General features: G+C 40.5%; 26 protein-coding genes and 1 pseudogene. 2 read left to right on the top strand and 25 right to left on the bottom strand.

Annotated features, from left to right (window positions below; all coding sequences use genetic code 11):
- Positions 1 to 63: 63 nt before the first annotated feature.
- The 15 genes and pseudogenes from PBF_RS21635 to PBF_RS21570 all read right to left on the bottom strand — a co-directional run bounded on the left by PBF_RS21635 (position 64) and on the right by PBF_RS21570 (position 13,225).
- The gene (locus tag PBF_RS21635; protein ID WP_035332725.1) at positions 64 to 378 is read right to left on the bottom strand and encodes an MTH1187 family thiamine-binding protein; all 315 of its coding nucleotides are present in this window, start codon (positions 376 to 378) and stop codon (positions 64 to 66) included.
- 24 nt (positions 379 to 402) lie between these two features.
- Positions 403 to 1,551 carry a hypothetical protein gene (locus PBF_RS21630; protein WP_235192310.1) on the bottom strand — a complete coding sequence of 383 codons (1,149 nt, stop codon included), beginning with the start codon at positions 1,549 to 1,551 and terminating at the stop codon, positions 403 to 405.
- Positions 1,552 to 1,767: 216 nt separating this feature from the next.
- The gene (locus PBF_RS21625; protein WP_035332724.1) at positions 1,768 to 2,955 is read right to left on the bottom strand and encodes a M14 family metallopeptidase; all 1,188 of its coding nucleotides are present in this window, start codon (positions 2,953 to 2,955) and stop codon (positions 1,768 to 1,770) included.
- A 163-nt stretch (positions 2,956 to 3,118) separates the two neighbouring features.
- On the bottom strand, positions 3,119 to 4,081 hold the full coding sequence (locus tag PBF_RS21620) for an ROK family glucokinase (RefSeq protein ID WP_035332722.1): 963 nt from the start codon (positions 4,079 to 4,081) through the stop codon (positions 3,119 to 3,121).
- 6 nt (positions 4,082 to 4,087) lie between these two features.
- On the bottom strand, positions 4,088 to 4,300 hold the full coding sequence (locus tag PBF_RS21615; RefSeq protein ID WP_035332721.1) for a YqgQ family protein: 213 nt from the start codon (positions 4,298 to 4,300) through the stop codon (positions 4,088 to 4,090).
- A 126-nt stretch (positions 4,301 to 4,426) separates the two neighbouring features.
- Positions 4,427 to 5,914, bottom strand: a complete 1,488-nt coding sequence (locus tag PBF_RS21610) for a spore germination protein (RefSeq protein WP_430515292.1) — start codon at positions 5,912 to 5,914, stop codon at positions 4,427 to 4,429.
- Between the two features lie 135 nt (positions 5,915 to 6,049).
- Positions 6,050 to 7,570, bottom strand: coding sequence for a rhomboid family intramembrane serine protease (locus PBF_RS21605; protein WP_035332720.1), 1,521 nt, complete (start codon positions 7,568 to 7,570; stop codon positions 6,050 to 6,052).
- A gap of 135 nt (positions 7,571 to 7,705) precedes the next feature.
- Positions 7,706 to 7,909: a hypothetical protein gene (locus PBF_RS21600; RefSeq protein ID WP_035332719.1), complete on the bottom strand. Its 204-nt coding sequence runs from the start codon at positions 7,907 to 7,909 to the stop codon at positions 7,706 to 7,708.
- A gap of 91 nt (positions 7,910 to 8,000) precedes the next feature.
- Positions 8,001 to 8,951, bottom strand: a complete 951-nt coding sequence (locus PBF_RS21595; protein WP_035332718.1) for an L-lactate dehydrogenase — start codon at positions 8,949 to 8,951, stop codon at positions 8,001 to 8,003.
- 43 nt (positions 8,952 to 8,994) lie between these two features.
- Positions 8,995 to 9,745: pseudogene (locus PBF_RS21590) on the bottom strand (DUF92 domain-containing protein).
- On the bottom strand, positions 9,738 to 10,313 hold the full coding sequence (locus PBF_RS21585; protein WP_035332717.1) for a 5-formyltetrahydrofolate cyclo-ligase: 576 nt from the start codon (positions 10,311 to 10,313) through the stop codon (positions 9,738 to 9,740). Before PBF_RS21585 ends, PBF_RS21590 begins: the two are co-directional and overlap by 8 nt.
- Positions 10,314 to 10,428: 115 nt before the next feature.
- The gene (rpmG, locus tag PBF_RS25595) at positions 10,429 to 10,578 is read right to left on the bottom strand and encodes a 50S ribosomal protein L33 (RefSeq protein WP_053434400.1); all 150 of its coding nucleotides are present in this window, start codon (positions 10,576 to 10,578) and stop codon (positions 10,429 to 10,431) included.
- Positions 10,579 to 10,655: 77 nt separating this feature from the next.
- The gene (locus tag PBF_RS21580; RefSeq protein WP_035332716.1) at positions 10,656 to 11,297 is read right to left on the bottom strand and encodes a hypothetical protein; all 642 of its coding nucleotides are present in this window, start codon (positions 11,295 to 11,297) and stop codon (positions 10,656 to 10,658) included.
- 63 nt (positions 11,298 to 11,360) lie between these two features.
- Entirely contained in the window at positions 11,361 to 12,596 is a 1,236-nt protein-coding gene (locus PBF_RS21575) for a glycosyltransferase family 4 protein (RefSeq protein WP_035332715.1), read from the bottom strand.
- Positions 12,593 to 13,225, bottom strand: a complete 633-nt coding sequence (locus PBF_RS21570) for a DUF4912 domain-containing protein (RefSeq protein ID WP_235192309.1) — start codon at positions 13,223 to 13,225, stop codon at positions 12,593 to 12,595. The genes PBF_RS21575 and PBF_RS21570 overlap by 4 nt, the downstream gene beginning before the upstream one ends.
- 316 nt (positions 13,226 to 13,541) lie before the next feature.
- Here PBF_RS21570 and PBF_RS21565 point away from each other — a divergent pair, with 316 nt between their 5' ends.
- Both PBF_RS21565 and PBF_RS21560 read left to right on the top strand, forming a co-directional pair.
- Positions 13,542 to 13,934: a hypothetical protein gene (locus PBF_RS21565; RefSeq protein WP_035332714.1), complete on the top strand. Its 393-nt coding sequence runs from the start codon at positions 13,542 to 13,544 to the stop codon at positions 13,932 to 13,934.
- Positions 13,927 to 14,409 carry an endolytic transglycosylase MltG gene (locus PBF_RS21560; protein ID WP_035332713.1) on the top strand — a complete coding sequence of 161 codons (483 nt, stop codon included), beginning with the start codon at positions 13,927 to 13,929 and terminating at the stop codon, positions 14,407 to 14,409. The genes PBF_RS21565 and PBF_RS21560 overlap by 8 nt, the downstream gene beginning before the upstream one ends.
- Positions 14,410 to 14,597: 188 nt before the next feature.
- Here the strand turns inward: PBF_RS21560 and phoU are convergent, their stop codons facing one another.
- The 10 genes from phoU to PBF_RS21510 all read right to left on the bottom strand — a co-directional run bounded on the left by phoU (position 14,598) and on the right by PBF_RS21510 (position 25,957).
- A complete protein-coding gene (gene phoU / locus PBF_RS21555; RefSeq protein WP_035332712.1) occupies positions 14,598 to 15,257 on the bottom strand; it encodes a phosphate signaling complex protein PhoU in 660 nt (219 codons plus the stop codon).
- Between the two features lie 60 nt (positions 15,258 to 15,317).
- Entirely contained in the window at positions 15,318 to 16,145 is an 828-nt protein-coding gene (gene pstB, locus PBF_RS21550; RefSeq protein ID WP_035332711.1) for a phosphate ABC transporter ATP-binding protein PstB, read from the bottom strand.
- A gap of 17 nt (positions 16,146 to 16,162) precedes the next feature.
- Positions 16,163 to 17,047, bottom strand: a complete 885-nt coding sequence (gene pstA, locus PBF_RS21545) for a phosphate ABC transporter permease PstA (RefSeq protein ID WP_035332710.1) — start codon at positions 17,045 to 17,047, stop codon at positions 16,163 to 16,165.
- A gap of 1 nt (position 17,048) precedes the next feature.
- The gene (gene pstC, locus PBF_RS21540; RefSeq protein ID WP_035332709.1) at positions 17,049 to 18,005 is read right to left on the bottom strand and encodes a phosphate ABC transporter permease subunit PstC; all 957 of its coding nucleotides are present in this window, start codon (positions 18,003 to 18,005) and stop codon (positions 17,049 to 17,051) included.
- A 126-nt stretch (positions 18,006 to 18,131) separates the two neighbouring features.
- A complete protein-coding gene (locus PBF_RS21535; protein WP_035332708.1) occupies positions 18,132 to 19,100 on the bottom strand; it encodes a PstS family phosphate ABC transporter substrate-binding protein in 969 nt (322 codons plus the stop codon).
- A gap of 236 nt (positions 19,101 to 19,336) precedes the next feature.
- Positions 19,337 to 21,514, bottom strand: a complete 2,178-nt coding sequence (locus PBF_RS21530) for a peptidoglycan D,D-transpeptidase FtsI family protein (protein WP_035332707.1) — start codon at positions 21,512 to 21,514, stop codon at positions 19,337 to 19,339.
- Positions 21,515 to 21,643: 129 nt separating this feature from the next.
- Entirely contained in the window at positions 21,644 to 22,861 is a 1,218-nt protein-coding gene (locus tag PBF_RS21525) for an MFS transporter (protein WP_035332706.1), read from the bottom strand.
- Positions 22,862 to 23,009: 148 nt separating this feature from the next.
- Positions 23,010 to 23,618 carry a superoxide dismutase gene (locus PBF_RS21520; protein WP_035332705.1) on the bottom strand — a complete coding sequence of 203 codons (609 nt, stop codon included), beginning with the start codon at positions 23,616 to 23,618 and terminating at the stop codon, positions 23,010 to 23,012.
- A 187-nt stretch (positions 23,619 to 23,805) separates the two neighbouring features.
- Positions 23,806 to 24,288 carry a DUF456 domain-containing protein gene (locus PBF_RS21515; protein ID WP_035332704.1) on the bottom strand — a complete coding sequence of 161 codons (483 nt, stop codon included), beginning with the start codon at positions 24,286 to 24,288 and terminating at the stop codon, positions 23,806 to 23,808.
- A gap of 61 nt (positions 24,289 to 24,349) precedes the next feature.
- The gene (locus PBF_RS21510; RefSeq protein WP_206762426.1) at positions 24,350 to 25,957 is read right to left on the bottom strand and encodes a Na/Pi cotransporter family protein; all 1,608 of its coding nucleotides are present in this window, start codon (positions 25,955 to 25,957) and stop codon (positions 24,350 to 24,352) included.
- Between the last annotated feature and the right edge of the window lie 69 nt (positions 25,958 to 26,026).

Genomic DNA, 26,026 nt, shown 5'->3' with positions numbered 1-26,026 from the left:
GGGGCACTTTTTTATCAGTGTCCGCTATCCGGGGTATAGTTCAAGGCGGGAGCCCTTTTATTTTTAGCCATTTAGCTTACTTTCAACTCTTTGGACCTTTTCTTCCATTTTCCTCTTAACATCTCTTCTGTCATCAATGCGGATATTTGTCGCCACTCTCATTAAGCCTTTTTCAAAAGGGACTTCATGCATTGCCTGGATGACCTCAAACAAATCAGGAAGCTCCCCTTCAATAATGGTATTCATGGGTGTCAGCTGAAATCGGATTTTGCCGCTTTCCTCGTATTTTTTTAATACACGCTGAATGTCTGCCACATAGCTGCTGACACTTGGTGTTCCTGTTCCAATTGGAATGACTGTAACATCTGCAATTGCCATATCTCTGCTCCTTTACCTTCTTGATTACTCGTTATGTTCAACTAACCGAATAACCTCTTTTCTGTCGGTCATTATCAGTTCTTCAAGATAGAAACCTGTTAAACAGGCTTTCCCATCGGGTGAACAGCTGAGCGGCGCATTTTCCATATCTTCGAAAAGCAATTCCTTATCGCCGGTTTCACTGTCAACGGATATAAGCTGAAATCCCCCTGCATACAAATCACTCTCAGCGCTATACAATGGCTGAAAAGTAATGATTCCTCCGGGAGTCCAGTCATAATACGGCACCAGCCAATCTGAAAACCTTGTCAAATGAGGTACCGAAAATGAAGATAGCTTTTTGAAATGATTATCCATAAAAGTATACAGCGCCTGGTCTGATTGATTTGCCGGCACAGTAATGGTCATTAGCCTGTCCCTGGCAGCATCGAATTGAAAAATGTCTTCCTCAACCAGGGTTTCATTATTTCCATCAATTGATTGCTTAACAAGCGGTGCGAAAAGTGACGGGTTTTCACTATCCCAATCAAGAAAATAAAGATGATTTGAATCCCCCCATTTAACAAAAGGCTCTCTTAAATTTATTTCTGCGAATGTACCTTTTGCAATATCAATATGGTAGGGTGTAAAATCCCAGTCTTCAGTAAATGAAGCAATAAATATAGACTCTTCATGATAAGGGTTCCACTCAACAGCAAAATCAAAGCCAGTAATATTTTCCTCCCAGACAACTTTTCCGTTTGATTTTATAACCGTTAAGGCTGCTTCGTAAGTGCCGGGTGATGACCGAATCAGAATGTATTTTCCCCCTGGGCTTACTGTTACGGACGCAATCGGGTGTGAACTTTCGTAGAGAAGCTCCTGGTCACCTGAAAACAGGCTATAAGCAAAAACCCTGGAAGCTGCTCCATCATTTACAGTGTAAACAATTTGATCATCGCTGAGCCAGCCATTTGCTCCCTGAAATTCCCCTTCTTTAATCCGAATAGTCTTAATGCTCTTGTTTCCGGCTTCATCAGGTGGTGCGGAAGGCTCAGAGGCTTCTTTTTCCTGATCCTTATTTTGCTCCATCTCAGTTTTCTCAGGCTGTACACAGCCGGTTATTAAAAATAAAGAAACCAGCAGAATAAAAGATAAAAAAAGAAACTTCCTTTGATTTGCAATGTTTATCAAGTCCGCACCTCCTTTTCTCCCTAAATATAAGTACGTAAATTGCATGAAAATGTTTCAATAATAATAGAATTAATAAGTTTAATAGGAAAAAGCCGTTTTTCCGTCTTCAGTTTGGAAAAGCGGCCGGTTTCCATAGAACTATTGGCTTAGTAAAGGTAGTATGATAGTAATTTTAATGTCTGCTCGATTAAAATACAATACAGAAAGCTGATTTTTTCACATATAAAGCGATGCAAGGAAAATGCCAAGCACCTCTTCATAAATATCATCATACTGTGACAGGGGCAGCGGATTAATGCCTCTTCCCAATTCAATTGTAAATCCCGGCATCCGGAAATCCTGTATAAACCAATCCTTATAACCCGCAAAGCTGTCAATGTACTGGACTGCCCTATAACCGCTGACACGCTCGAACTCTTGCGCGATTACCTCCGATTCCGGCGGCTCCATTCCCTCATAACCCCAATAAAACTCTGCACCTTGTGTATGGAAGGCCAGCATCCGATCGAATTGATTATCTCTTGCCAATTCCGCCATAGCTATGGCTTCCGGTTCCGTTAATGGGGCTTCGCCAAGATAATCTCTTGGTGCCGGAGCACTTTTTTCACTTCTTTGTTTCTCAAAGTCCCATTTGGCAGGAAACTGATTATTTAAATCAACCCCTCTAATATTAGCCTTCCAGCCTGTGAAATCGGTGCTGCCACTATTTATTTTGATAACTTCCTCTCTGACTTCTGGTGGTGGCCCAATCAATACCAGGTCAACCCCATCAGGGTTCACCATTGGAACAATGGAAAGGTCAACAGAATTATACAATGGCATTGTCGAAATTCCTCTTATCGGCCGGACATTTGTAATGGATAATAGGAAGCTGTTAAGCAAAGCCATTAATATAGGCGTCGTAATCCATTCATTCGCATGAAAGGATGCATTGAAATGCACATTCTTATTCCCTTTGCCTAATCGTATTTCCTGGATTGGCTTTCCAAGAACACTTTGGCCAATGGTATTTACTTTTATAAACGGATAAATATCTGCCAGCATGGAGACATCGGCTGTTAATGCTTTATAATCATAATTTCTCCTGCCTGATACAATTGGGGAAATGACGCGCCTCGGCAGTTTTATTGCCGTACCAGGGATCAGACTGTTCGGATTAAGGGATTGATTAACCAGGAGAAGAGCATCCACTGAGAGGTTTCGGGAAGAACTCAGCTTCCAAAAGGTGTCACCTGATTTAACCGTATAATTTTGTAATATAAAGCCGGGAATATTAATTTCCCTGCCTATCTTTAGTGATGCAGGATTAATCCCGGGATTAGCATCAGCAATGAGATTGACTGGCATCATAAAGAGCTGACTGTAATACCATAAGGAATCTCCTGAGCGGACTTTGACTTTCATCTTTCTCCCCCTTTCCATCATTTCAATCTTATGAGAAAAAGAAAAAAAGATGACTGTTTAGCTTTGTAAAAATGAGCAGCTGATGAGAGATCTCCTTTGCGTGAAGACTTTCACTTTTTGAGAAAAAGAAAAAGCACCTGCACATCAGGTACTTTTTCTCCATTCACTTGTTTTTCGCCAGCCAGGCTGCACCAATTACTCCGGCATCATTGCCCAATGTCGCAATATCAATGACTGTTGACTCCTTCACTCTTGGAAACGCAAATTTAATAAAATTTGCAATAACCGGCTTAAGCAGTATATCTCCTGCTCTGGAAACTCCACCGCCCAATACTATTTTCTCCGGATTTAACGTATTCGCAATATTTGCCAATGCCAATCCAAGGTGCATAGCTGTATTATTGACTACTAAAAGCGATGTTTCATCCCCATTCCTTGCCGAATCGAAAACATCTTTTGCAGTAATAAACCCTTTCTCTTTGTACAATTGAGATAGAGCCCCTTCTCCGCCGGACTCCAGGTTTTCAAGAGCCTGCCGGACAATCCCTGTAGCAGATGCAATTGTTTCAAGGCAGCCCGTTTTGCCGCAATTGCACTGAGCCCCGCCAACAGGAATGGACGTAATGTGGCCTATTTCACCCGCAGCCCCGCTGACTCCCTGCACAATATCTCCATTGGCAATTACACCTCCGCCGACACCAGTGCCGAGTGTTACACATACCAGATCTTTAGCGCCATTTCCGGCACCCTTCCACATTTCCCCAAGAGCAGCACAGTTAGCATCATTATCAATGATGACTGGAAGTGACGTTTCCACTTCAAGCAGATCCTTCAGAGGGTAATTATCTTTCCAGCCTAAATTAACAGTGTTATAAACAACACCTGTTGCCAGATTTACAGGACCTGGAGCCCCCATGCCAATCCCGATAATTTTATCCTTGCTTAAATCCAATTCCTCCAATCTATGATCGATGGCTTTAGCTATATTTATTGTAATATTTTTTCCTTCTTCACTATTATCCGTGGGAATTTCCCATTTATGAATTATTTCCCCATAGTAGTTGATAAAAGCAAGCTTTGTTGTTGTTCCGCCTAAATCTACCCCAACCAGCCATTTTTCTGCCAAACTCCATCACCTTTTCTTTCTATTATTCTCTTTAAGATTCTGAATTTCCGTCCGCAGGATTAAGATGCTGCTCTGATAGTCTTTTACATCAATGAGCTGGGAATCATATAGCTCTTTTAATTCAGCAGCCATGAGCTCCAAATCAGCTTCCCGATCCCCTATGTAGATGATAGTCCCATATTTCTTAAGAAACTGCTGTATATCATAAATGGTTTTCATTCTGTACCTCTGCTTTATTGATAAGTTTATACCACATTAAAGTATAATCTAAAATCCCCCCCTTCTCAAGATAGAGAAGCCCCTAGAATATATAAAAAATCCCTTCCAGGCAGGAAGGAATTTCGATCAGCGGTCCGGATCCTTTGGATGCAGGAAACGCGGCCGCCTGTTTTTCAATGGTATTGGTGATCTTAGCAATACATCCCTGAATGCTCTCAGATTGAAAGGGATGAATGGCCATAAATAGGGCACTCCAAAAGACTTCATTCTGGCTAGCATGATTATCATCAGCAGGATGCCAACTACATAGCCGTACGTATGGAAAATACTGGTTGATATCAACAGGCCGATTCTTATCAGCCTGTTTGCCAGGCTCATTTCATAGCTTGGGGTTGAAAATGTTCCAATTGCCGCTATTGCTAAATAAAGAATGACTTCATTAATAAACAATCCCACTTCAACTGCTACCTGACCAATCATCAGGGCAGCCACCAGTCCCAATGCAGTGGCCAGGGCGGAAGGAGTATGGATCGCAGCCATCCTCAGCATATCGAGCCCAAGCTCTATCATCAGGAACTGAACTACTAATGGCAGCTCTCCCGTTTCATTGGGCCCGATATAGGATAACGCATCAGGAAGCAGCTGCGGCTCTATCGCAAATAAGTACCATAATGGCAAAAGGAAAATGGAAGCCCATACAGCTAAAAATCTGACAAATCGCAAATAAGCGCCTACAAGTGGTTTATTCCTGTACTCCTCAGCATGCTGCAGGTGATGCCAGAAGGTTGTCGGTGTTATGATAACACTTGGCGAACCGTCCACAATGATGCAGACGTGGCCTTCATAAAGATGGGTTGCTGCCGTATCAGGCCTTTCGGTATACCTTACCATGGGATATGGATTCCAATGACGGCCTGAAATAAATTCCTCTATTGATTTTTCGGCCATCGGCAATCCATCAGTATCAATTTTAGAGATTGACTCCTTTATTTTCTTCACCATATCCGGATCTGCAATGTCTTCAATATAACTGACAACAACATCTGTCTTGGAACGCCTGCCCACCTGCATATATTCCATGCGCAGTGTCCTATCCCTAATTCTTCTCCTCGTTAAAGCTGTGTTAAAAACAAGTGTTTCTACAAACCCATCCCTTGAACCGCGGACAACACGTTCAATATCAGGCTCTTGAGGGCCTCTTACCGGATATGTGCGGGCATCAATGAGAATTACTTCATCGATACCATCCACGACTAGAGCAGTCGGTCCTGCCAGCACCATATCCACCACTTTATCCAGATCATCAGTTGTTTCAACCTCAACGTATGGTATATACGTTTTGATAAGTCTGGAAAGTGTATCTCCTTCCAGCTGGGCTGCATCCAGGCCGGCAAGCATCTTCATCAGATAGTGCAGAATGTCATCTTTTACAAAGCCGTCTACCAGATATAAAGCCATTTCCCTTTCGGCATATTCAACATCAAGCTGAATCACATCAAAGCTTTTGTCAACTCCAAGAGCATCTCTAAGATACTCAATATTATCTTTTAGAGAAACCTTTACAGGTTCTCTTCTCGCTTTCTCCAAAATCCCCACCTCAGCATTCTGTTCCATTCTTTTCCTTGCATACTATTCAACATCATTGACATGCAAAAAAAAAATCATACCAATGAATGGCATGATTCATGAAAATTCACAGGGAAATTCAGCTGTTATTTCCCAGGAAGTAAGCTGAAAATTCTGTCAGCATCATTCTATTTGATTTAAAAGCTTTTGATACTCCTCCTGATCCGGCTGAAGTTCGGCTGCCTTTTTTGCATGATTCCTTGCTTTTTCCGCTTGCTTTTCTTCTAAATAGATCAATGCAAGATTATAATGTGCTTCATGGAAAGAAGCATCTTCCTTAATTACATGAAGTAGATGCTCTTCTGCTTCTTTTAATCTCCCCTCTTTTATTTCAGCATAAGATAATAGAAAATAGACTTCTGGTGAAGCATTCCCTTTTTCAATAAAATCAGCAAGCATTAGACGAGCCTTTTCAAACTCTTCACCGTTGATATGCTCCTGGGCCATTACCATAGCAGATTGTTCATTTAAAAGTCTTCCCGGTTCATTGAATCCATATTTCAGCAAGCCTGCAGCCAGACAAAATGATCCAGCTAAAAACAGCAGCTGAAGCAATGGCCTTTTCTTCTTTGGAAAATGCACGATGCCAGTAGCAAGAAATCCGCCAATCAGCCCTCCTATATGTCCAGCGTTATCAATTCCCGGGATGGTAAATCCAAATGCAAGGTTGATTCCTAATACAACAAGTATATTAATTCCCATGGTCCGGAAGAAAAGGCTTGGATGAATGAGCCCAAAATATAAAAGTGCTCCAAAGCAGCCAAAAATTGCTCCGCTGGCCCCTGCAGAAAGTGCAGGACTAAAAATAAAACTGGCTAATGTACCGCCAAAACCAGCAGCCAAATAGATAAATAAGAATCTTATATTTCCATAAACGCGTTCCACTGCCGATCCAAGATAAAATAAGGCAAGTGTATTCATTAATAAATGCAGAAGACCAATATGAAGGACAATCGGGGTTAAAAACCTCCACCATTCTCCATCAAGAATTAATGGATTAAATTTAGCCCCATATTTAATTAGCGTCGATGTATCTGTGCTGCCGCCCATTGCTTCCAAGATTAAAAAAACAGCAACTTGAATAACCATAAATATATACGTAAAAAAAGGTTTTCCAAAATTGAACATTTCCTTTTCTTTTTTTGCTGTTTTTACCGCTTTAGAAAGAGCAGCATGCTTCAGGGCATCGGCTTCCATTTCCGAATAATTTCGGGACGGAAGGGTTAACGGCTTTTCGAAAATTTCTTCGACCGCATTTAAGCTTTCCGGTTTGCCGGACTCAATGATAATGGTTTGGACAGAGGCTTTCCCATTTTCAGGCATGAAGGGGTCCTTGATGCGGAATTCAAAGTCATCAACAGGGAGGTACGCAGAAACATAGATATTTAAAACCGGCATTTCCCTTTTTCCAAGCTGCTTCCTGACCGACTCAGCTTTTTGAGCAGTCACTTCAATATCCCGCTGCATCCAATTGCTCCAGTCAAGATTATATTTTAAGAGCCTGATTGCCTTTATGGATTTATCCTCCATCCTTTCAAGCCATAATTCATCCTGATCTCCGGATAACTGAATCATTCTGTACCCCTGGTCAGAAATGAAATAATCCGCAAGTTTCCAAAATACAAAATCCTCTTGAACAGCCAATTCTTCCCCCACTCTCTATATGTTGCAATAATTACTATACTTTATTTAACTATAGGCAAAAAAGAAACCTTTTGTAAAAGAAAAAGCACCTAACGATATCGGCAAAATAAAAAGACCTTTTACGGTCTTTTTACTTCATGATTGCCGACCTTCCGGTGGCCCGGAAGAGAAAACAGAGCTCATCATCCTGTCGCGGACAAGCGGAAAACTCATGACCGAAGTAACCAGCAGCTTCCGCAAAAAGACATTCCCGAAAATAACATTAATCAACCGATAACGGTTATGATAGGCAAAATAAGTACCAAGCCCGATCATAAAAATAGATAGTAATCGAGACATTGTATTCCCTCCTCTTCTTTATTGTGAGAAGAGGGAATAATTTTTATCCATTCTATAAAGTAAAATAAATTTCACCTTTGATTCAAGCTGACTAATCCTTCAATACTGGTTCCATCGTTTTCTTGAGAACATTAACAGAGTGAGTAAACTGATTCCCCTCTTCGGTGCTTAAGTGAAGTTCAACAATATCACGAATGCCATTTCTATTAACTATAGCAGGCACACCAATATAAACATCCTCATGACCATATTCCCCATCTAAGTAAGCTGACACCGTAAGGACAGAATTCTCATTCTGCAGGATGGCTTTCGTCAGCCTGACCAGACCCATTGCTATTCCGTAATAAGTCGCGCCTTTTCGCTCTATAATATGATAAGCTGCATCTCTGACTTTAAGGAATAACCCATTAAGATCTTCCTGCTTATAGTTCTCCTCCTTCTCCATCCAGTCTTCAATGCTTTTCCCTGCAATATCAGCATGGCTCCATACAGGCAATTCAGTATCTCCGTGTTCACCTATAATATAAGCATGAACATTTCTCGTATCGACTTTGAAGTATTCTCCCAGCAGAAACCTGAATCTGGCCGTATCCAATATCGTACCAGATCCGATTACTCTTTCTTTTGGAAGCCCGGAGTACTTCCAGACAGCATACGTTAGAATATCCACTGGATTTGTAGCAACCAGAAAAATGCCATCAAAACCGCTTTTCATGACATGATCAACTATTCCTTTGAAGATTTTGGAGTTCTTTTCCACAAGGTCCAGGCGTGTCTCCCCGGGTTTTTGATTCGCTCCAGCAGTAATGACAACCAAATCCGCATCTTTGCAATCGGAATAATCTCCAAACCAGATCGATGTTGGGGAAGGGGCAAAGGGCATGCCGTGATTCAAGTCCATGGCATCTCCTTCAGATTTATCCTTATTTAAATCAATCAGCACCAGTTCTTCTGTAACACCTTGATTTAAAAGTGCAAACGCATAGCTTGATCCAACGAAGCCAGTTCCGATCAGCACCACTCTGTTTACCCGACTTTTCATAATAACTCCCCTTTACTTTATTGTAGAGAACAGTAAAGTCCCTTTATGCCAATAAGATATATAGAAGCATTCCCACCGAGGCAGAAGCTAAACCTGAAATAAAATTAACAAAATCATTATCTGCAAAATGCCACCCTTTTATCAAAATGGACGGCTGCCCGCAATGTTCGGCTGTTTCCACGTTCGAACTGCATACCGGGCAATTGTATTCAGCTTGAAAAAAAGCACCCAAAAAAGAATCAATCAAATTCCCCGCAAACCCAAAAGCTCCAATTAGCAAAACCTCATAAAAATTAATGTGAAACAGCACATTTGATAGAAAGGCAATTGTAAAAGAACCTGACAAAGCTGCAATTGTGCCCAGAGAGCTTACAGCACCGGAAGTACCCGTTTCTATTGTCCTCCAGGTCTTCAAAGAAATAGGGGGTTTTTGACTTAATGAGCCAATTTCTGATGCCCATGTATCCGAGTTTGCTGCAGCCAGACCGATAAGAAACATTATCAGCCAAGCCTGTGATGGATTCAGCAGAAAAAATATGCTGGCAATCCCTTCTCGATCCTTTTGCATGCTTATGTTCGAATTCCTTTTTTTTATGGCTTTTAAATTTTGACCAGAAGCTTGAACTTGCAAAAAAGAACCCAAGGACAAGAAGGCCATAAAAACCAAATCCACAGCCTGCTGCCGCACCCACAATGAATGCCGCTATACTGCCTGAAAAGGTCAGTAATCGGAAATAATATCCGGCCAGCGAAGTGATCAATATAAAAATAATAATAGCAATAGACTCAAGCATTGCCGGGTGCCCACACCTGCTGATCAGTAATAATCATTTCCACCGGCTTATCATGGTTTTCCACCGGAAAGCCGGATATGACCTGCATTTCAAAAGCCAGTGAAACCGTTCTTCCTTTATAATGCTCAAGAAAACGATCATAATAGCCTCCACCAAACCCAAGCCGGAAGCCGTTTTTCCTGTATGCCAGTCCGGGAACAACTAAAGTATCTATTTCTTCACTGGGGACTTCATCCGTTTTTTTCGGAATTGGCTCCCATAATCCATAATATACAGACTCCAAATCCATGAAGCTTTTCAATTCACGAAACACCATTTGCTTTGATTGGGGCATGCATTTCGGGACAGCCACCCTTTTCCCTTCATCCCAAGCTCTTCTGATAATCTGCCATGTGTCAGTCTCAGGCGCCTTTGAAACCGTTATTCCTATCGTTTTAGCCCCTATCCATAAAGGGCTTCTATAAAACCTGCAGGCAATTTGATAGGATAGCTGTTCATACTCAGGCTTGCTTAATTCCTTCATTCGATTCAGCATTTGCTTTCTAATGGCCTTTTTATCGATGTCCATATTAAAACCTCCAACAGAAGATTACTTTTGCAAAGCTCTCAATGATTTATCCAGAAAAGGGAAGGATTCCCATAAAAAAAGTCAACAAAAAAAGCAGTAGGAATGATCCTACCGCTTATTTTGTTTCGCGATGTGCAGTCGAACGCTTGTCTCTTGGGCAATATTTTTTAAGCTCAAGACGATCTGGATTATTTCGTTTATTTTTTTTAGAAATATAGTTACGATCTCCACATTCTGTGCAAGCTAACGTAATGTTTACACGCATGTAATTTCCCTCCAAACTATGTTCAAACTAGTTCGTTCATACGACTTTTCTATAATATCATTTTTTAAATCGAAATGCTAGTACGTTTTTTTAAAAGTATCCTCTTTAATCCTGTCTATGAGCAGGCTGTTATACTGTAACGTTTCTGATTTGCTGTTTCCGTTGATAATCCATGACTCCCCTTCTGCTGTTCCTCTGCCATTAAATACTGCATTAAGTGCGAAGATGCTTATTGCATTGCCCTTTGCCATAGGGTGGTATTTTAATGTTCCTTTCTTTTTGCAGTTCCAAATTTGGTCACTGAAAATGTTCCAGTATGGCTGTATCGTACACTCTTCCATTTTTTTGCCGTTTAGCTGGCCGTTAACCAAAAACAGCCTGGAATCAGCCATATGAAAGATGACATTTTCTGCAGGTGAAATAAATGAAAGGTGTTCACGGGAGGAAAACTCATGTCTGTGCTGCAATAAAAGCTTAATCGTTCTGGGCTCGTCCGCATGGTTCGTAATATAGCATCTAAAATAGGAAATTTTGGAGTGGATATTTTCTGTTTTAATTTGAACAGAAATATGTTCATCAGGAAACATTTCTTTACTGACATTTTCCAACCAGTAAGTTTTCCCGTCTATCCATAATCCGGGAATCATTCTCAATTTCCCGATCGGCGCTTTCTCCATTTCTTCATAAACATCAGATTGAATCCAATTTAATGTATTCATCTTTATGCACCTTTTTCTATAATTTTTTTAACTGCATTTCAATGGCAGGTAAAATAAAATACATCATACCAGGTCTTCCAGCTTCTGGCTGATCCGGGTTTCTTGAAAAACTCTTTTTGTTTCATCAGCAATGCGTCTCCAGCTGAATAGGCTTTCTGCGACCTTTTGACCTTGTTTGCCAATTGTATCGGCGGTTTTAGGGTTCTCAAGGAGAGCGGAAGCCTGTTCTGCAAAGCTGTGAGGATCTCCAGGGGCCATGAACAGCCCGGAATATTCATGTTTAACGATTCCCTTTAACCCGCCTGTATTGGATACTATCGCCGGCTTTCCGGTAATCATTGCTTCGAGGGCCACAATGCCAAATGGCTCATAGTAACTTGGAAAAACAGCGATTTCGCACTTCTGAAAGAGAGCTAATCTTTGCATGTCATTTATATATCCTGGAAAATGTATGACATCATCCACTTTCAGTTCTTTTGCTTGTTTTCTGTGTGCTTCAAGCATAGGACCTTTGCCGGCAACGATTAAATAAGCATTCTGATACTTTTCTTTTACAATAGCCGCTGCCTCGATTAAGGTATCAAATCCTTTCTCCCTCACCATCCGTCCAATGGAGAATATCAGCCTTCCGCCTTTTTTTATCGGAAGTCCTTCTAATAAGCTTTCAGGATCGTCAAGAAGTGTTTCTTTGCTGATTCCGTTTGCGATAACAGATATTTTTTCACTGGCTATTGAAAATTGGTGAAGTACTTCTTCCTTCATATATTCACTGCAGACAATAACTTGATCTGATCCATGAATCAGCTGCTCTTCTTTTGTATGGATAAATTTCTGCAATTCTGTGTATATCCCATTATTCCTTCCATACTCTGTTGCATGTATAGTCGTAATTAAAGGGCAGTGCAAGCTCTCCTTTAAGGACAGGCCGCATGCACCTACAAGCCAATCATGTGCATGAATGATTTCAAAGTGGTGAAAGGATGACAGTTCAGCAGCTTTTTGCTCCATTGCCAAATTCAATCCCAAAATCCAGTGCAGAAAGTTAGGATCTTTTTCATTTAGCGGCTTAACCCGGTGTATATTGATACCGTTTATACGTTCATAGCTGGAAAGAGTGCCGGGATTAGCAGTCAGTATATGAACCTCATAATCCTGTTTTAATCCTCCGGCAAGTCCGTACACATGCCTTGATAAACCGCCTACCACATGGGGAGGATACTCCCAGGTAAGAAGAAGGATTTTAGGTTTATCGTTAATGAAACTATTATTATTTAGTTCTGAAGTTACCGCGTCCATCATTCTTTACCTTCTCCTTCACTCACTGATTCATAATAGGTGTATGTACTCACATTCACAGTCCATTCAGGCTGAACCTCAGATTCATATTTTCCGTGTGAATGGCAGGGTAATTCCTCAGAAGTATGCAGTGCTTCTGAGCGCAATAATGGGAAGAAATGAGTATCTGTTATTTTAATGCCCAGCTCTACACAATACACCTTTCCGGGTTTGAGCCCTTTAAAGGTCCATTCAGATTGATCGGACAGGATAACTTCATGATCACAGACTCCATTGGCTCCATCAAAAATAACCCCGGTAACATTATAGATTCTTAAAGATTTTCTCAAGGAAGAGGCAGGCTCGTTCAAGTATAGTGATAGCAGCTTCTCTTTCTGAATAGGTAATCTCCAGGATACTTTTACCTTATCATCTGCTGAGCGTGTTAATATCAAATGATCTTTCGTTTGATTTTGCACGGGATTTTCTTCAGCAATTAAATTCCCTAAAGACTCCCCGCTGTCGCGTTTCCCTTTATTTTGGATAAGTTTGGTCCACTGGTACTGTACTTTTCCTACTGTTGTATCAAGCTCACTGGCAATTTTACGAAATGAAAGCCCCCTGCGGCGAAGCTTAATAATTTCATCTATCATGACGGCACCTCTTGCAATTATTTTCATAAAAAGGATACTATATGACAAAATGCAAAATTTTATGACTATTTATATAACTCAATGTTATCACTGATATGGATAACCTACAATGAACGGAAATTGTCGCTTCTTGCGAATGCACATTCCTTCCCGATTTTAAATAGAAAAAAATTTTTTTATCGCTAGCTGAGCTTCTTATTCGACAGAGCTTAGTCAACAAGAATCTTTAAATTTCACCTGTTTATGGATTATATATCGAAATTTGTCAATTTTGATGGTAAAATACTTCTGTGCAATGAATTAGAGGTGACTTTTATTGGAATCAATCTTGCTGTCATTATTGATAATATCTATAGGACTATTAATTCTTTCAGTGTTCTTGAGAGATCCTTATAAAGAGCTGCGCGATGAAATGGACCAAATGTCCATGCAGCAAATTCAGGAAATGTATCAGATTAAAAAGAAATTAAAAGTATTGGAAGAAGAACTGCTGGTGGCGGATGAACCCTTTATTCAGCACGTTCCTGCAGAATCTTCTATTCATTCTGCTGAAAAAAGGGAAGTTCATGAAATTATAAAAAATCAGGTGATGCTGCTGACCAGGCAAGGGCTGTCAGTAGAACAAATTGCAAGACAATCATCGCTCTCTCCTGAAGAAGTAAGGACCATTCAAACAGAAATGAAATTTAGGGGCCATTCCTATGAATAAAAGAAATACCCGGGCATTTGCATTTGGCATCCTTATTGCTGTCATAGCTTTTGGCACAGCCTACTTTTTAAATAAACCGGAGCAATCGGAACAGAGAATAATGGATGAAAACAGCGCAAAAAAACTTCTGCAGGCAAATGGCTATACAGTATTAACAGACGAAGAATATGCCCTCTTGCAGCAGACGGAAGCCAAAGACCAAGATGAGAAAAAAGAAGTAAAAGAAGAACCTGCTGAGGAAAATACGGAGCAAGAAGAAGAGTCTCAGAAAGTCTATAAGCTAACCATTGAAAGAGGCATGACACCCGGGGAAATCGCAGCATTGCTTGAAAAAGCAAGTGTTATCGATCAGGCAGCAGACTTCGGCAATTACCTGGAGGAATACGGGTTCAGCAAAAAAATACAGCTGGGCACATTTGAACTGACCCAAAATATGAGCTATAAAGAAATTGCTAAAATCATAACAAAAAGCTAAAAGGATAAGATTCCTTTTAGCTTTTTTACTGTATAGAGGCCCGCAGACAAGGAAGGCTTCGTCAGCATAATCATCGCAGGACCAAAAGCGACAGCTTTTTTAGAGGATGCGGGTCATGCAGACGTTGCCACAGGACGTGGCGACCTTAGTCTGCGTTCCTCGTGGGCAAGGCACTTCCGCTTTTCTTGTTAATTATTTAAATCATACTGACGTCCTTTAACCAAATAAAAAATATGTTCAGAAATATTCGTAACATGGTCAGCTGCTCTTTCTAAATAACGGCAAATAAATGAAAGCTGGGTGATCTGCGGCAGGTATTCCGGTTTCTGCAGATTGATTTGCAGCAGCTCTTTAATGGTTTCACCATAGAGGTCATCGACCTGATCATCCATATCGGCAACTTTTTTGGCTTTTGCAGTATCTTCTTCAGTGAAAGCTTCCAGTGATAGACGCAACATTTCAGTTGAAATTTCATACATTTTCTTAATATGTTCAATCGGCTTAATTAGCGGTTCTGACCCAATCCGTATGGTGGATTTCGCAATATTCACTCCAAAGTCTGCAATTCTTTCAATGTCTGTTGCGATCTTTATAGCCACAATGATGCGGCGGAGGTCAATAGCCACTGGCTGCTGTTTAGCAATTAACAGAATGGCTAAATCATTTATTTCCTCATATAGAAGATCAGCCTGATTGTCGTCATCAATGATTTCAAGCGCTAATTCAATGTTTTGATTTTCAAGTGCTTCAACTGATCTATGCAGGGCCTCTCCTGCAAAATTGCCAATTTCAATCAATTTCTTTTGAAGCTCTTGCAGATCGTATTCAAACCTCTCACGTACTACCATTAATGTAATCCCCCTTCATCCTATAAGTAATGATTAAATTGTTAAAGCCAACCAGTATAATCAGCCGAATCGTCCAGTGATATAATCCTCAGTCCGCTTATCTGAAGGGGTAGAGAATATCTTATCAGTATCGGCAAACTCGATTATTTCACCGTTTAAGAAGAAAGCTGTTTTATCGGAAATACGTGCGGCCTGCTGCATATTATGAGTAACGATGATGATACTGAATTCTTCCTTAAGCTCCTGCACCAGCTCCTCTACTTTTAATGTAGAGATAGGGTCAAGTGCAGATGTAGGCTCATCCATTAAGATGACATCCGGTTCAATTGCAAGGCAGCGTGCAATGCAAAGTCGCTGCTGCTGCCCGCCGGATAGTCCATACGCATTCTGATTCAGACGATCTTTAACTTCGTCCCAGATGGCGGCACCCCTCAAGCTTTTCTCAACAATCTCATCAAGGATTTTTTTATCGCGGATACCATGAATTTTAGGTCCATATGCTACATTCTCATAAATAGACTTTGGGAATGGATTGGGCTTTTGAAAAACCATTCCCACATTTGTTCTTAAATCCTCCACTTTAAATGATTTATCAAGAATATTACGCTCCCGGTATAAGATTTCGCCGGAAATTTTTACTGAAGGCACAAGTTCAACCATGCGGTTCAGAGTTTTAATATATGTGGATTTACCGCATCCTGATGGTCCGATGATTGCTGTTACTTCATTTTCATTAATGGCTAAATTTATATTTTTTAACGCATGGCCTTCACCATACCAAAGGTTAAGATCTTTTGTATTATAAACAACTTTTTTGTTTTCTGCTGAATTTGGAGCTTTGCTTTCTTTTTTTACATTTGGATTTGTTTTTTCTGTCACTACAGGCATTTTAGAAACCTCCCAGGCTAATATCTTTTTTGGAACTTGTTCCGGATTAAGATGGCTATTGAGTTCATCGCGAATAAAACAATTAATAATATAACGATTGTTGCTGCTGCCAGGTTTGCATATTCTGCTACAAGGGCAGAGTCAACTGTCCAATAATAAATCTGAACCGGCAAAATCGTAAATTTATCAAATATTCCATCTGGAACGGGAATTAACAATGCTGGAATACCGATAACAACCAATGGCGCTGTTTCGCCGATTGCCCGTGACAGTGCAAGAATTACACCGGTAAGTATTCCCGGCAGAGCTGCAGGAAGGACTACATTTTTAATAGTCTGCCACTTTGTCGCGCCCATACCATAAGAAGCTTCTCTTAAAAATTGAGGAACTGCACGAATGGCTTCCTGGCTGGCAACTACTACAACAGGAAGAACTAGCAGAGCCATCGTAAGGCCTCCTGCCAGAACAACAGAACCCAAATCCAATGCTCTTGCAAAAACAGTTAATCCAAGGATTCCAAATACAACAGAGGGCACGCCCGCCAGGTTAGAGATATTCGTCTTAATAAATGAAGAAATGCGTCCCTTTGCTGCATATTCTTCAAGATAAATGGCTGTGCCTACTCCTAAAATCATCGTGACAGGTGCAACAACAAGCATCAGCCATAGTGTTCCTGTTATTGCTCCCCAGATACCGGCTCTTTCAGGATCTGTCGATAAACGGTTCATCAGAAAATCCAAGTTGATCCATCCTAATCCATCAGCAAGAACCCTATAGATCAAAACAATTAATACGACAAGGCCAAATAAAGTGGCCATAAAGAAGAGTGTTTTAGCAAGGTTATTGGCAAGCAGGCGGCTGCCCATTTTTTTATGCACTTGTTCTGAATCTACATATTTCATATTAATATTCCTCCCTGAACCTGCGAGAGATATACTGAGCAAGAAGGTTCATAATTAACGTAAACACAAACAATGTCATAGCAACTGCATAAAGACTGTAATATAATGTTGTTCCTGCGGCTGCTTCCCCGCCTGTTACTTCCACAATATAAGCAGTCATAGTCTGCATGGATTGAGTAACGTCAAATGTGAAGTTTTTTGAACTGCCGCTTGCAATAGTTACTATCATCGTTTCCCCGATTGCTCTGGAAATTCCTAATACAAACGAAGCAATGATGCCCGAAATAGCTGCTGGTACTACCACTTTCCAGGTTACCTCAAGCTTTGTTGCCCCCAGTGCAAGAGCACCTTCCCTCATTGCATTTGGAACTGAACTCATTGCATCCTCAGAAAGGGAAGCTACCATTGGGATAATCATGATCCCCATTACAATCCCGGGGCTTAAAATATTTGTTGGTTCAAGGCCAGGAATAAAAGATCTTAGCAAAGGTGTTACAAACGTAAAAGCAAAAAATCCATAAACTATTGTAGGAATACCTGCCAGGATTTCAAGAAGAGGCTTTAATGCCTTTCTTGTTTTTTCAGATGCGTATTCACTTAAAAATATCGCTGTCATCAGACCCACTGGAATAGCAACAAGCATAGCGATAAGTGTGGAAATGATTGTTCCTGTCAGTAAGGGAAGAACACCAAAGACAGCATTTTCTCCTAAAGGCTTTAACTCAGTGCCTGTAAAAAAATCTATAAAAGGAACGTCTTTGAAAAAGGCGATTGTTTCCGTAATTAGGGTAAGTACAATTCCAATAGTTGTCAGAACTGAGATTGCTGCGATACCAAATAAAATTTTTGGAATTAACTTTTCAGTATAATTATTAACACTTCGTGATTTTTTCTTTTGCTGTATGATTTCTCGTACATTCAACTTTCTATTATCGTGTTGAACAGCGCTTTTTGCCAAGTGTAAAACCCCTTTCAGCCTTCTCATCCAAGGAAGAACTCATTAACTACATTCCCCAGGGAAAAACATTTAACACTACAAGAAGATGAGAAGTTTGCCTTCTCATCTTCCCAATACTTCAACCTCTTACTTCAATCCGTTTAAAGCGTCTAGAGAAGCCTGGATATCTTCATCAGATAATGGAGCAAATCCAGTCTCTGCTGCAACATCCTGTGCATTTTCCATTGTGTAGATTGCATAATCAAGCACTTGCGGCTTTTCTTTAGCCATATTTGTATTCAAGTATGTGAATACCGGGCGAGTAAATGGAGCATAATCTCCGTCTTCTTTGATTGTATCTAATGATGGCTCAACTGGTCCGCTGCCAAAGTCAACTTTTACTGCAGTCAATTTATCTTTGTTGCTGTCATAGTAACCATAGCCAAAGAATCCGATGGCATTTTTATCTTTAGATACAAGATCCACTAAAGTTGAGTAGTCCTGCTGCAAGTTGATATTTTCAGGAAGATCCTGTTCTTCGAGAATATTCTCAAACATAAATTCGTAAGTGCCGTGGTTTTCATTTGGGCCGTATGTCTGAATTTCTTCATCCGGGAAATCAGGTCGAACATCTGACCATTTTTTCTTTCCTGCACTTGCAAGGAAGATATCAACAACTTCTTGTTGTGTAAGCTCTTTAGCCCAATCATTTTCTTTGTTAATTACGATAGTAATTCCGTCTAAAGCAACCTTCATTTCCTGTACATCAATTCCAAGCTCTTCAGCTTGTGCCTTTTCTTCATCTTTAATTGAGCGGGAAGCATCATTAAAGTCAGTTCCGTCTTCGGCAAGGAATTTCTTAAAGCCAGCTGAAGTTCCTGAGCGGCTTACTTCTACAGAGACATTCTCCTGTTCTCCCATATAATTTTCAGCCATGCGTGCCATAAATGGATAAACTGTTCCAGAACCATCTATTACTACACTGCCTTCCAGCTCTTCATTATTTTCGCCATTTCCGCTTGCACCTTCATTTGTATCTCCGCCTCCACAAGCTGCAGTGAATGCCATTACAGCCGCCAGCATTAATAAAAGGCTCATTTTTTTAAGACGTTTCATTCCTGAATTCCCCCTAAGAAAATTGGTTGTTTTGTCCTACGAGTATTAGAATAAAGCTTGACTGTTAACGCTGTTTTAACTGATTGTAAAGCTTTTGTAAATATGGACGATTCGTGTGTAAATATGTCGAATAAGAGGTATAACATAGTTTTATCTTTCCATTACGGCTGTCTTACAATGCATATTTAAGAAAAAAAACTGCCTCCCAGATTTGTCAGGAGACAGTTTCATAAAACCTATTCAACTTCTTCTCGAGCCTCTTCCTGTCCTTCGAGCACATCATCAACATTTTCTACGTCTTGGACAGGTTCTTGACTATCCTTTCCTTCTTTTTTACGATTTTTTTTGAGATCAAAATACGCATCCAGAACACGTTCACCAATTTTTTTATTCGCTCCGTGGTCCACGCTTCCCTGGTAGGCCCATGGGACTAAAACAGCCATGGCAATCTCGGGATTCTCTGATGGTGCATATCCAACAAGGCTAAGATTCATGACCTCAGGAGGCTCTTTTCCAAACTTACTGCGCTCGGGTCCATCATAAAAGGCCTCAGCTGTACCTGTTTTACCCGCTGGTTTATACTCTTTGCCGGCAAAGTAAGAATAACCTGTACCGCCTTTTTCCTGCATTACCCGACGGAAGCCTTCCTGGACACGGTCCATCCAGCCATCTTCAAGTTCGACCCTATTAAGAACCTTTGGCTCCATCTCCTGAACAATAGGGCCAAGTTCATTATTTTCCATTAATGGTTCACGGATTTCCTTTACAATATGAGGCTCCATCCTATTGCCGCCATTGGCAATGACAGAAACATATTGGGCAAGCTGCATGTTGGAATAGGTATCGTACTGTCCGATCGAAAGGTCAAGCATGAAACCAGGCAATGCACTCATTCCTTTAAAGCCTGTTTGTTCATTCGGCAAATCAATCCCTGTCCGAACGCCAAGACCGAATTGAGCGAAGGATTCCCTTACAGTACTAAAAGCTTTTTTATCTATCCATAATGGCTTCTCAAACTCATATTTTCCCCCGCCTATCTTGATGACAGTTTCGAACATATAAACATTGGAGGAAAATTTAAGAGCATTAATATCATTTAAAGGGCCGAAATTCCTCCAGGATTTTTTTACAGGTGTTCCTTTGATTTTTAAAGGACGGTCATAAAAAACGGTTCCGGGATTAATAGCTCCCGTTTTATACCCGGTAAGTATTGTAGCACCCTTCACGGCTGAACCGACATTGTACGTAGTCGTGATGTTGCCTAATGCATCGTCCTGCATTTCAGATTGGCCTGTCTCTTTATCCTTCACAATCTTTTTGCCGGCCATTGAAAGAACCTCTCCTGTATGCGGGTCCATCAGAACTACATATGCCCTGTCCAGTAACGCAGTTCCGGAAGATGCCTTGGCTTTACGCAATTCCTCTTCAATGATTTTCTCAACTTCCTTCTGAAGATCCATATCTATGCTCAGCACAAGGTCCTTGCCTCTTTGACCATCTGTGATGGGAATCGTTTCAAGGACATTCCCGGCTTTGTCCGTAATATTTTTCACTTTTGCTTTTTGGCCGTGAAGCACTTCTTCGTATTGCATCTCAATATAACTCTTTCCTACCCGGTCATTACGGCTGTAGTCACGTGCCATATAGTATTCAATCTGCTCAGCCGGAAGCCCTTCATCAGAGCTCGTTACTTTTCCAAGCACTGATTTCAAAGTATCTCCAAAGGCGTAATATCTTTCCCAGTCGGTTGTCGTATCAACACCAGGTAAAATCTGCAGATTTTCGCTGACAACTGCAAATTCCTCAGGTGTTACTTCTTTATTCTTAACAATTTGGGGTGTTAAAGCATATCCGCTTGTAAATTCTCTGTAGATAGCAAGAACTTCAAGATCGTCTTTTGTCAATTCACTTAATTCCTCTTCTGTAATCCGATCCAAAGTGAGCTGATATATTGCCTTATCCAGCTCCTTTTCATTACCCTCATACTTCTTTTCAAGTTCTTCTTTATCTTTTTTAGTAACCTTTTCTTCTGCCTTTTCAGGATTCTTCATGATCCAGTAATCTTTCATATCCCGTTCCTGGACTTTTTTGGTATCTTTGTCTATCAGCTTAGCCAGCTTTTCTGACACCTCAAGCATTTCATCCTGCTTATAGCCATTATTAGTAAAAGTGATGGCATTTTGCGGGGTATTATCGACAATTACCTGTCCATTTCTGTCAAACATCTTACCTCTTGGCACAGGACTATTGACTGTAACATCTTCTGTTCTTTCAATCTCACGCTTATAATCATCGCCATAAACAATCTGAACCATCCCAAGCCGGAGGATCAGCATCGAAAACAATAAAAACACAGCAAAGAAGAGCATATTCAGACGGAAAGGAACATGGGTCTTCTTTTTCTTCCTATTCAAATTACGCACACTTCCTTTAAAAAAGTCTCATAGTCCCATTCTAAAAGAAAATAACAATAAATTCTATAAAGAACCCTTTTTCGACAAAGATAATTTTATTGGTAAAAAAAAGAGAGAGGATTTCCTCTCTCATGCAGACTGAAATTGAATTTTTCTGACGAATAAATAAATGACTGAATGTCCGGCTCCTATTATTAAGAGGAGAATAGGGATGCTTTTTTCTTCCTGAAAAAAAGTTACCGCAGCTAAAAAGCTTAGAATCGATACTATACGTCCTGCATTTAAAAAGATTTCCCTGACGACAATATACTCAATCCTCATCTCCGCAGCTTTCCAGCCTCTGCCAATGACATCATAGGTTAATGAGATATATGGCACAAGCAGGAGTGGATATGCTACAGCAATAGTGGCTGCATACATCAGCAGCTTTGGATAGGTGACATCAAATACGATAAAGAATATGGCCGCATACAGTACTATACCGCCCGTAAGTATGGCTCTTTTCCGATACTCCTTTTTTAAAAGTCTTGACACAAGATAATACCCTAGAAAAGATATACTTGAGTTGACCAATCCGTATGTACCAAGAGCCAGTTCACTGCCAGTTGAAATAAAGACATAAACTGATATGACAAATATAAAGGTTCCTTCTCTGAGCCCCTGAAAAAAGTGGGCATTTGTAATCATGCGCCAATTCAGGCTGTTTTTTCGTTCTGCAAGGATTCTCCTAAATAAATACCTTCCATCTGCCGGCCGCCTTTTAAGAAAAAAACTTAAAAAGACAGCTATTGAAAAAAGGGTCAGGGAGATTCCGAAGATTACGGAATAGCCGGTGAACTTTTCCATCCTTGAAATAATGAAACCCGCTGCTATCGGTCCAATCATACCCCCAACGGATGTTAGTATTCCAAGGAAACCATTAAAGAAATCCCGATTCTCCGGCTCAGTTATTTCAAAAGTGAGTACATTGAAAGCAAGCCAATAGAACCCATAACCTACCCCCAGCAAAGCCCCGAGAAGCAATAAAAATTTCGAGGCGTTTGTTCCAATAAAAAGAACGGTCAGATAAAAAAGGGCTAAAAAAATCACACCGATTCTCAGTACAATGACACGGTCAATTTTCTTTGCCCATCTCCCCGCCAGAATAAAAGTCAAAGGCTGCAGAACAACAATGGCCAGGTTATATAAAGCAAGATCACTGAACTCACCAGACTGCTTCCAGAGATAGATATTTACAAACGTGTTTGAAAGGGCAGCACTTAAAGAATACAGCCCCCCTATAAATAGCAGCAATGTTAAATCTCTTGTTAAATCAACATCACCGATCAGTTTTTTAAATCTGCTCATAAAAAAACTCCCCTTTGGTTCTAAGGGTAGTCTCTTACAAAGCCAGTGTGGTTATTCAATGATTTAGAAATTTGCACAAGAATCAGCGCAAATTCAATATGACAAAGTAAAAACACGGCAGATATAATCTGCCGTGCTGTTTGATTTCTTATTTTGCAGCGCTGTAACGCTTAGAAACCTCATCCCAGTTAACAACATTCCAGAAAGAATTGATGTATTCAGGACGGCGGTTTTGGTATTTTAAGTAGTAAGCATGCTCCCAAACGTCAAGGCCAAGGATTGGAGTCTTGCCTTCCATTAATGGTGAATCCTGATTAGGTGTGCTTGTTACTTCAAGTTCACCATTGTTTACTGCAAGCCATGCCCAGCCAGAACCAAAGCGAGTTGTAGCGGCCTTAGCGAACTCTTCTTTAAAGCTGTCATAGCTTCCGAATTTGCTGCTGATGGCATCTGCTAATTCACCTGTTGGCTCTCCGCCGCCATTTGGAGAAATGATCTGCCAGAAAAGAGAATGGTTTGCATGACCGCCGCCGTTGTTTCGTACGGCAGTACGGGCAGCTTCAGGAACAGCATCCAGGTTGGATACTACTTCTTCAACAGTCTTAGAAAGAAGCTCTTCGTTTCCTTCTAAAGCATTGTTAAGGTTTGTTACATAAGTATTGTGATGCTTTGTATGATGAATATTCATCGTTTCTTTGTCGATGTTTGGCTCCAATGCATCATAAGCGTAAGGTAATTGCGGTAATTCAAATGCCATAATAAAATTCCTCCCTATGTATCTGTTTTGGTCAGCCCCCGAAACAATTATAAAATTCAGATTTTATAATGTTTCTAAGGTCTTTAGATTAAGATTACCAAAGTTGGATTTTTGTTTCAAACAAAATGCTTTGCTACATATATACAATATCCAAATTAGTATTTTTTAATCCGGAGGGTGTGCTTAATTAAAGAACCACAAAAAGAAAATAAATTATCATAACTCCCTGGATCACCGCTTTGGCTGCGGCACTGCTGACAAATCCGATTACAGATCCGAATCCAATCTTTAATGCATCATTAAAGTTTGTCCTGTTAACTGCAAGTTCAGCAATAACAGCTCCAAGAAATGGGCCAATCAGGATTCCCAGTACAGGTATGACAAATGGGCCAGCTAAAAGGCCGATTGTACTTCCCCATACTCCAGCTTTTGAACCGCCATATTTTTTCACGCCAATCATATTGGCTACGTAATCAGCTCCGAACAGCAGGAGAACAAACAGCCCCTGAATTGTCCAAAATAGCCAGTTAAACGGTTCAAAAGTAAAAAGGACTCCATAAAGGATAAAACCGCCCAGCAAAAACAGCACACTTGGAATAATTGGAAAAACCAGGCCGGCATAAGCGATAATAAACAACAGAATAATCAGTGTCCAATAAACTATCTCCAATATCAGCACCTCTTTATTAAAATAAAATAAGCAAGGGATTTCCCCTTGCTTATTTTACCACTTATTCTTCACCTAAAACAGCTTCAGCAATATTCACAGCATGGTCGCCGATACGCTCCAGGTTGCTGACAATGTCGACATACACAATGCCGGCCTGCCCGCTGCAGAGTCCTTCATTCAATCGAAGGATGTGCTGTTTGCGGAGCTTTCTTTCCATCTTGTCAATCTCTTCTTCTTTTTTTACAACATGCTCTGCAGCAATTTTATCATTATGATCCAGTGCCTGCATAGCTTCTTTCACGGTGGAAACAGTTAATTTAAACATTTGCTCCAGATCTGTCATGGCTGAATCAGTAATGGACACTTTATTTGCCTGTTTATAATCAATCAATTCTATTACATTTTCGAAATGGTCACCGATACGCTCAATATCTCTTACCGTATCCATCAGCATGGTGTGCTCAGCAGATTCATGTGCTGAAAGTGAACTTGTAGAAAGCTTAATCAAATAATCTGTAATTTTACGGTCAAGGTTATTGATTGCATCTTCTAACTGGTATGCGGTATCGGAATGCTTTTGATTGCCTGTTTTTAAATACTGAACCGTTTCTTCAAGTCCGCGTACAGAGAATGTTCCCATACGGAGCACTTCTTCCTTAGCTTGTCCAAGTGCAATCGATGGTGATTGTTCAATAAACATAGGATCTAAATGCTTTGCTTTATAATCAGCAACCGCATCTTCACCCGGAATGAGCTTGGTCACGATCCACGCCAGTACAGCTACAAATGGAAGCTGAACAATTGTATTAGACGTATTAAAAATTCCATGTGCAAAGGCAATTGTCATTTCAGGATTCAGATCCATTTTACCCTGCAGTGTTTCAACTAAGAATGTAAAAGGCTTTAATAAAATCAAGAAAATGGTTGTTCCGATTAAGTTAAACAGTACGTGTACAGCTGCAGCTCTTCTTGCAGCAACAGACGCTCCAATAGCAGCTAAAACAGCAGTAATGGTTGTACCGATATTATCTCCAAACAGAACTGGCAATGCCGCATCCAAATTTATCAGCTCTTCAGAAAACAATCCTTGGAGTATACCTATTGTGGCACTTGAACTTTGAACAATAACTGTAAACACAGTTCCGACAACCACACCCAGAATTGGATTTGAACTCATACTGACGGTCAAGTCATGGAAAGATTCCAATGCGCGAAGAGGCTTCATTCCACCGCTCATTAATTCCAATCCATAGAATAATGCACCAAATCCAAAAACAATTTGTCCAATATTGTTTATTTTCTGCTTTTTAAAGAAAAATAATAAGATTGAGCCTAAAGCAATGATCGGCAGAGCATACTCCCCGATATCTATCCCAATGATGAATGCAGTAACTGTGGTTCCTATATTAGCTCCCATGATAACACCTATCGCCTGGCGTAAAGTCATGAACCCGGCTGATACTAAACCAACTGTAATTACAGTAGTTGCAGAGCTGCTTTGTATAAGGATGGTGACAAGTACACCCGCCAATACCCCCATTAGCGGATTTGTCGTAAAACGATCTAATAAATCTCTCAGCCGGTCACCAGCTGATTTTTGGAGCCCATCACCCATGAACTTGATTCCATAAAGGAAAATACCAAGTCCCCCCAAAAACTCAAAAAGCATTTGCTGAACATTAAGTTCCACAATTATTCAACCCCTATATTTTTTTCGACATGTTTCATCAAACCCCAT

The sequence above is a fragment of the Cytobacillus firmus DS1 genome (assembly GCF_000565285.1).
GTDB lineage: Bacteria > Bacillota > Bacilli > Bacillales > Cytobacillaceae > Cytobacillus > Cytobacillus firmus_A.
This window is presented reverse-complemented; position numbering and strand designations above follow the sequence as displayed.

Excerpts from the sequence above, each read along its gene's own strand:
- PBF_RS21525 (WP_035332706.1), bottom strand. The coding sequence starts at position 22,861 with ATGAGCAGATTTAAAAAACTGATCGGTGATGTTGATTTAACAAGAGAT.
- PBF_RS21560 (WP_035332713.1), top strand. The coding sequence starts at position 13,927 with ATGAATAAAAGAAATACCCGGGCATTTGCATTTGGCATCCTTATTGCT.
- PBF_RS21625 (WP_035332724.1), bottom strand. The coding sequence starts at position 2,955 with ATGAAAGTCAAAGTCCGCTCAGGAGATTCCTTATGGTATTACAGTCAG.
- PBF_RS21520 (WP_035332705.1), bottom strand. The coding sequence starts at position 23,618 with ATGGCATTTGAATTACCGCAATTACCTTACGCTTATGATGCATTGGAG.
- PBF_RS21585 (WP_035332717.1), bottom strand. The coding sequence starts at position 10,313 with ATGGACATCGATAAAAAGGCCATTAGAAAGCAAATGCTGAATCGAATG.
- pstB (WP_035332711.1), bottom strand. The coding sequence starts at position 16,145 with ATGCCTGTAGTGACAGAAAAAACAAATCCAAATGTAAAAAAAGAAAGC.
- PBF_RS21600 (WP_035332719.1), bottom strand. The coding sequence starts at position 7,909 with ATGTCTCGATTACTATCTATTTTTATGATCGGGCTTGGTACTTATTTT.
- rpmG (WP_053434400.1), bottom strand. The coding sequence starts at position 10,578 with ATGCGTGTAAACATTACGTTAGCTTGCACAGAATGTGGAGATCGTAAC.
- PBF_RS21610 (WP_430515292.1), bottom strand. The coding sequence starts at position 5,914 with ATGGAACAGAATGCTGAGGTGGGGATTTTGGAGAAAGCGAGAAGAGAA.
- PBF_RS21575 (WP_035332715.1), bottom strand. The coding sequence starts at position 12,596 with ATGATGGACGCGGTAACTTCAGAACTAAATAATAATAGTTTCATTAAC.
- PBF_RS21510 (WP_206762426.1), bottom strand. The coding sequence starts at position 25,957 with ATGCTTTTTGAGTTTTTGGGGGGACTTGGTATTTTCCTTTATGGAATC.
- pstA (WP_035332710.1), bottom strand. The coding sequence starts at position 17,047 with ATGAAATATGTAGATTCAGAACAAGTGCATAAAAAAATGGGCAGCCGC.
- PBF_RS21580 (WP_035332716.1), bottom strand. The coding sequence starts at position 11,297 with ATGAATACATTAAATTGGATTCAATCTGATGTTTATGAAGAAATGGAG.
- PBF_RS21535 (WP_035332708.1), bottom strand. The coding sequence starts at position 19,100 with ATGAAACGTCTTAAAAAAATGAGCCTTTTATTAATGCTGGCGGCTGTA.
- PBF_RS21635 (WP_035332725.1), bottom strand. The coding sequence starts at position 378 with ATGGCAATTGCAGATGTTACAGTCATTCCAATTGGAACAGGAACACCA.
- PBF_RS21570 (WP_235192309.1), bottom strand. The coding sequence starts at position 13,225 with ATGATAGATGAAATTATTAAGCTTCGCCGCAGGGGGCTTTCATTTCGT.
- PBF_RS21615 (WP_035332721.1), bottom strand. The coding sequence starts at position 4,300 with ATGAAAACCATTTATGATATACAGCAGTTTCTTAAGAAATATGGGACT.
- PBF_RS21595 (WP_035332718.1), bottom strand. The coding sequence starts at position 8,951 with ATGAAAAGTCGGGTAAACAGAGTGGTGCTGATCGGAACTGGCTTCGTT.
- phoU (WP_035332712.1), bottom strand. The coding sequence starts at position 15,257 with ATGGTAGTACGTGAGAGGTTTGAATACGATCTGCAAGAGCTTCAAAAG.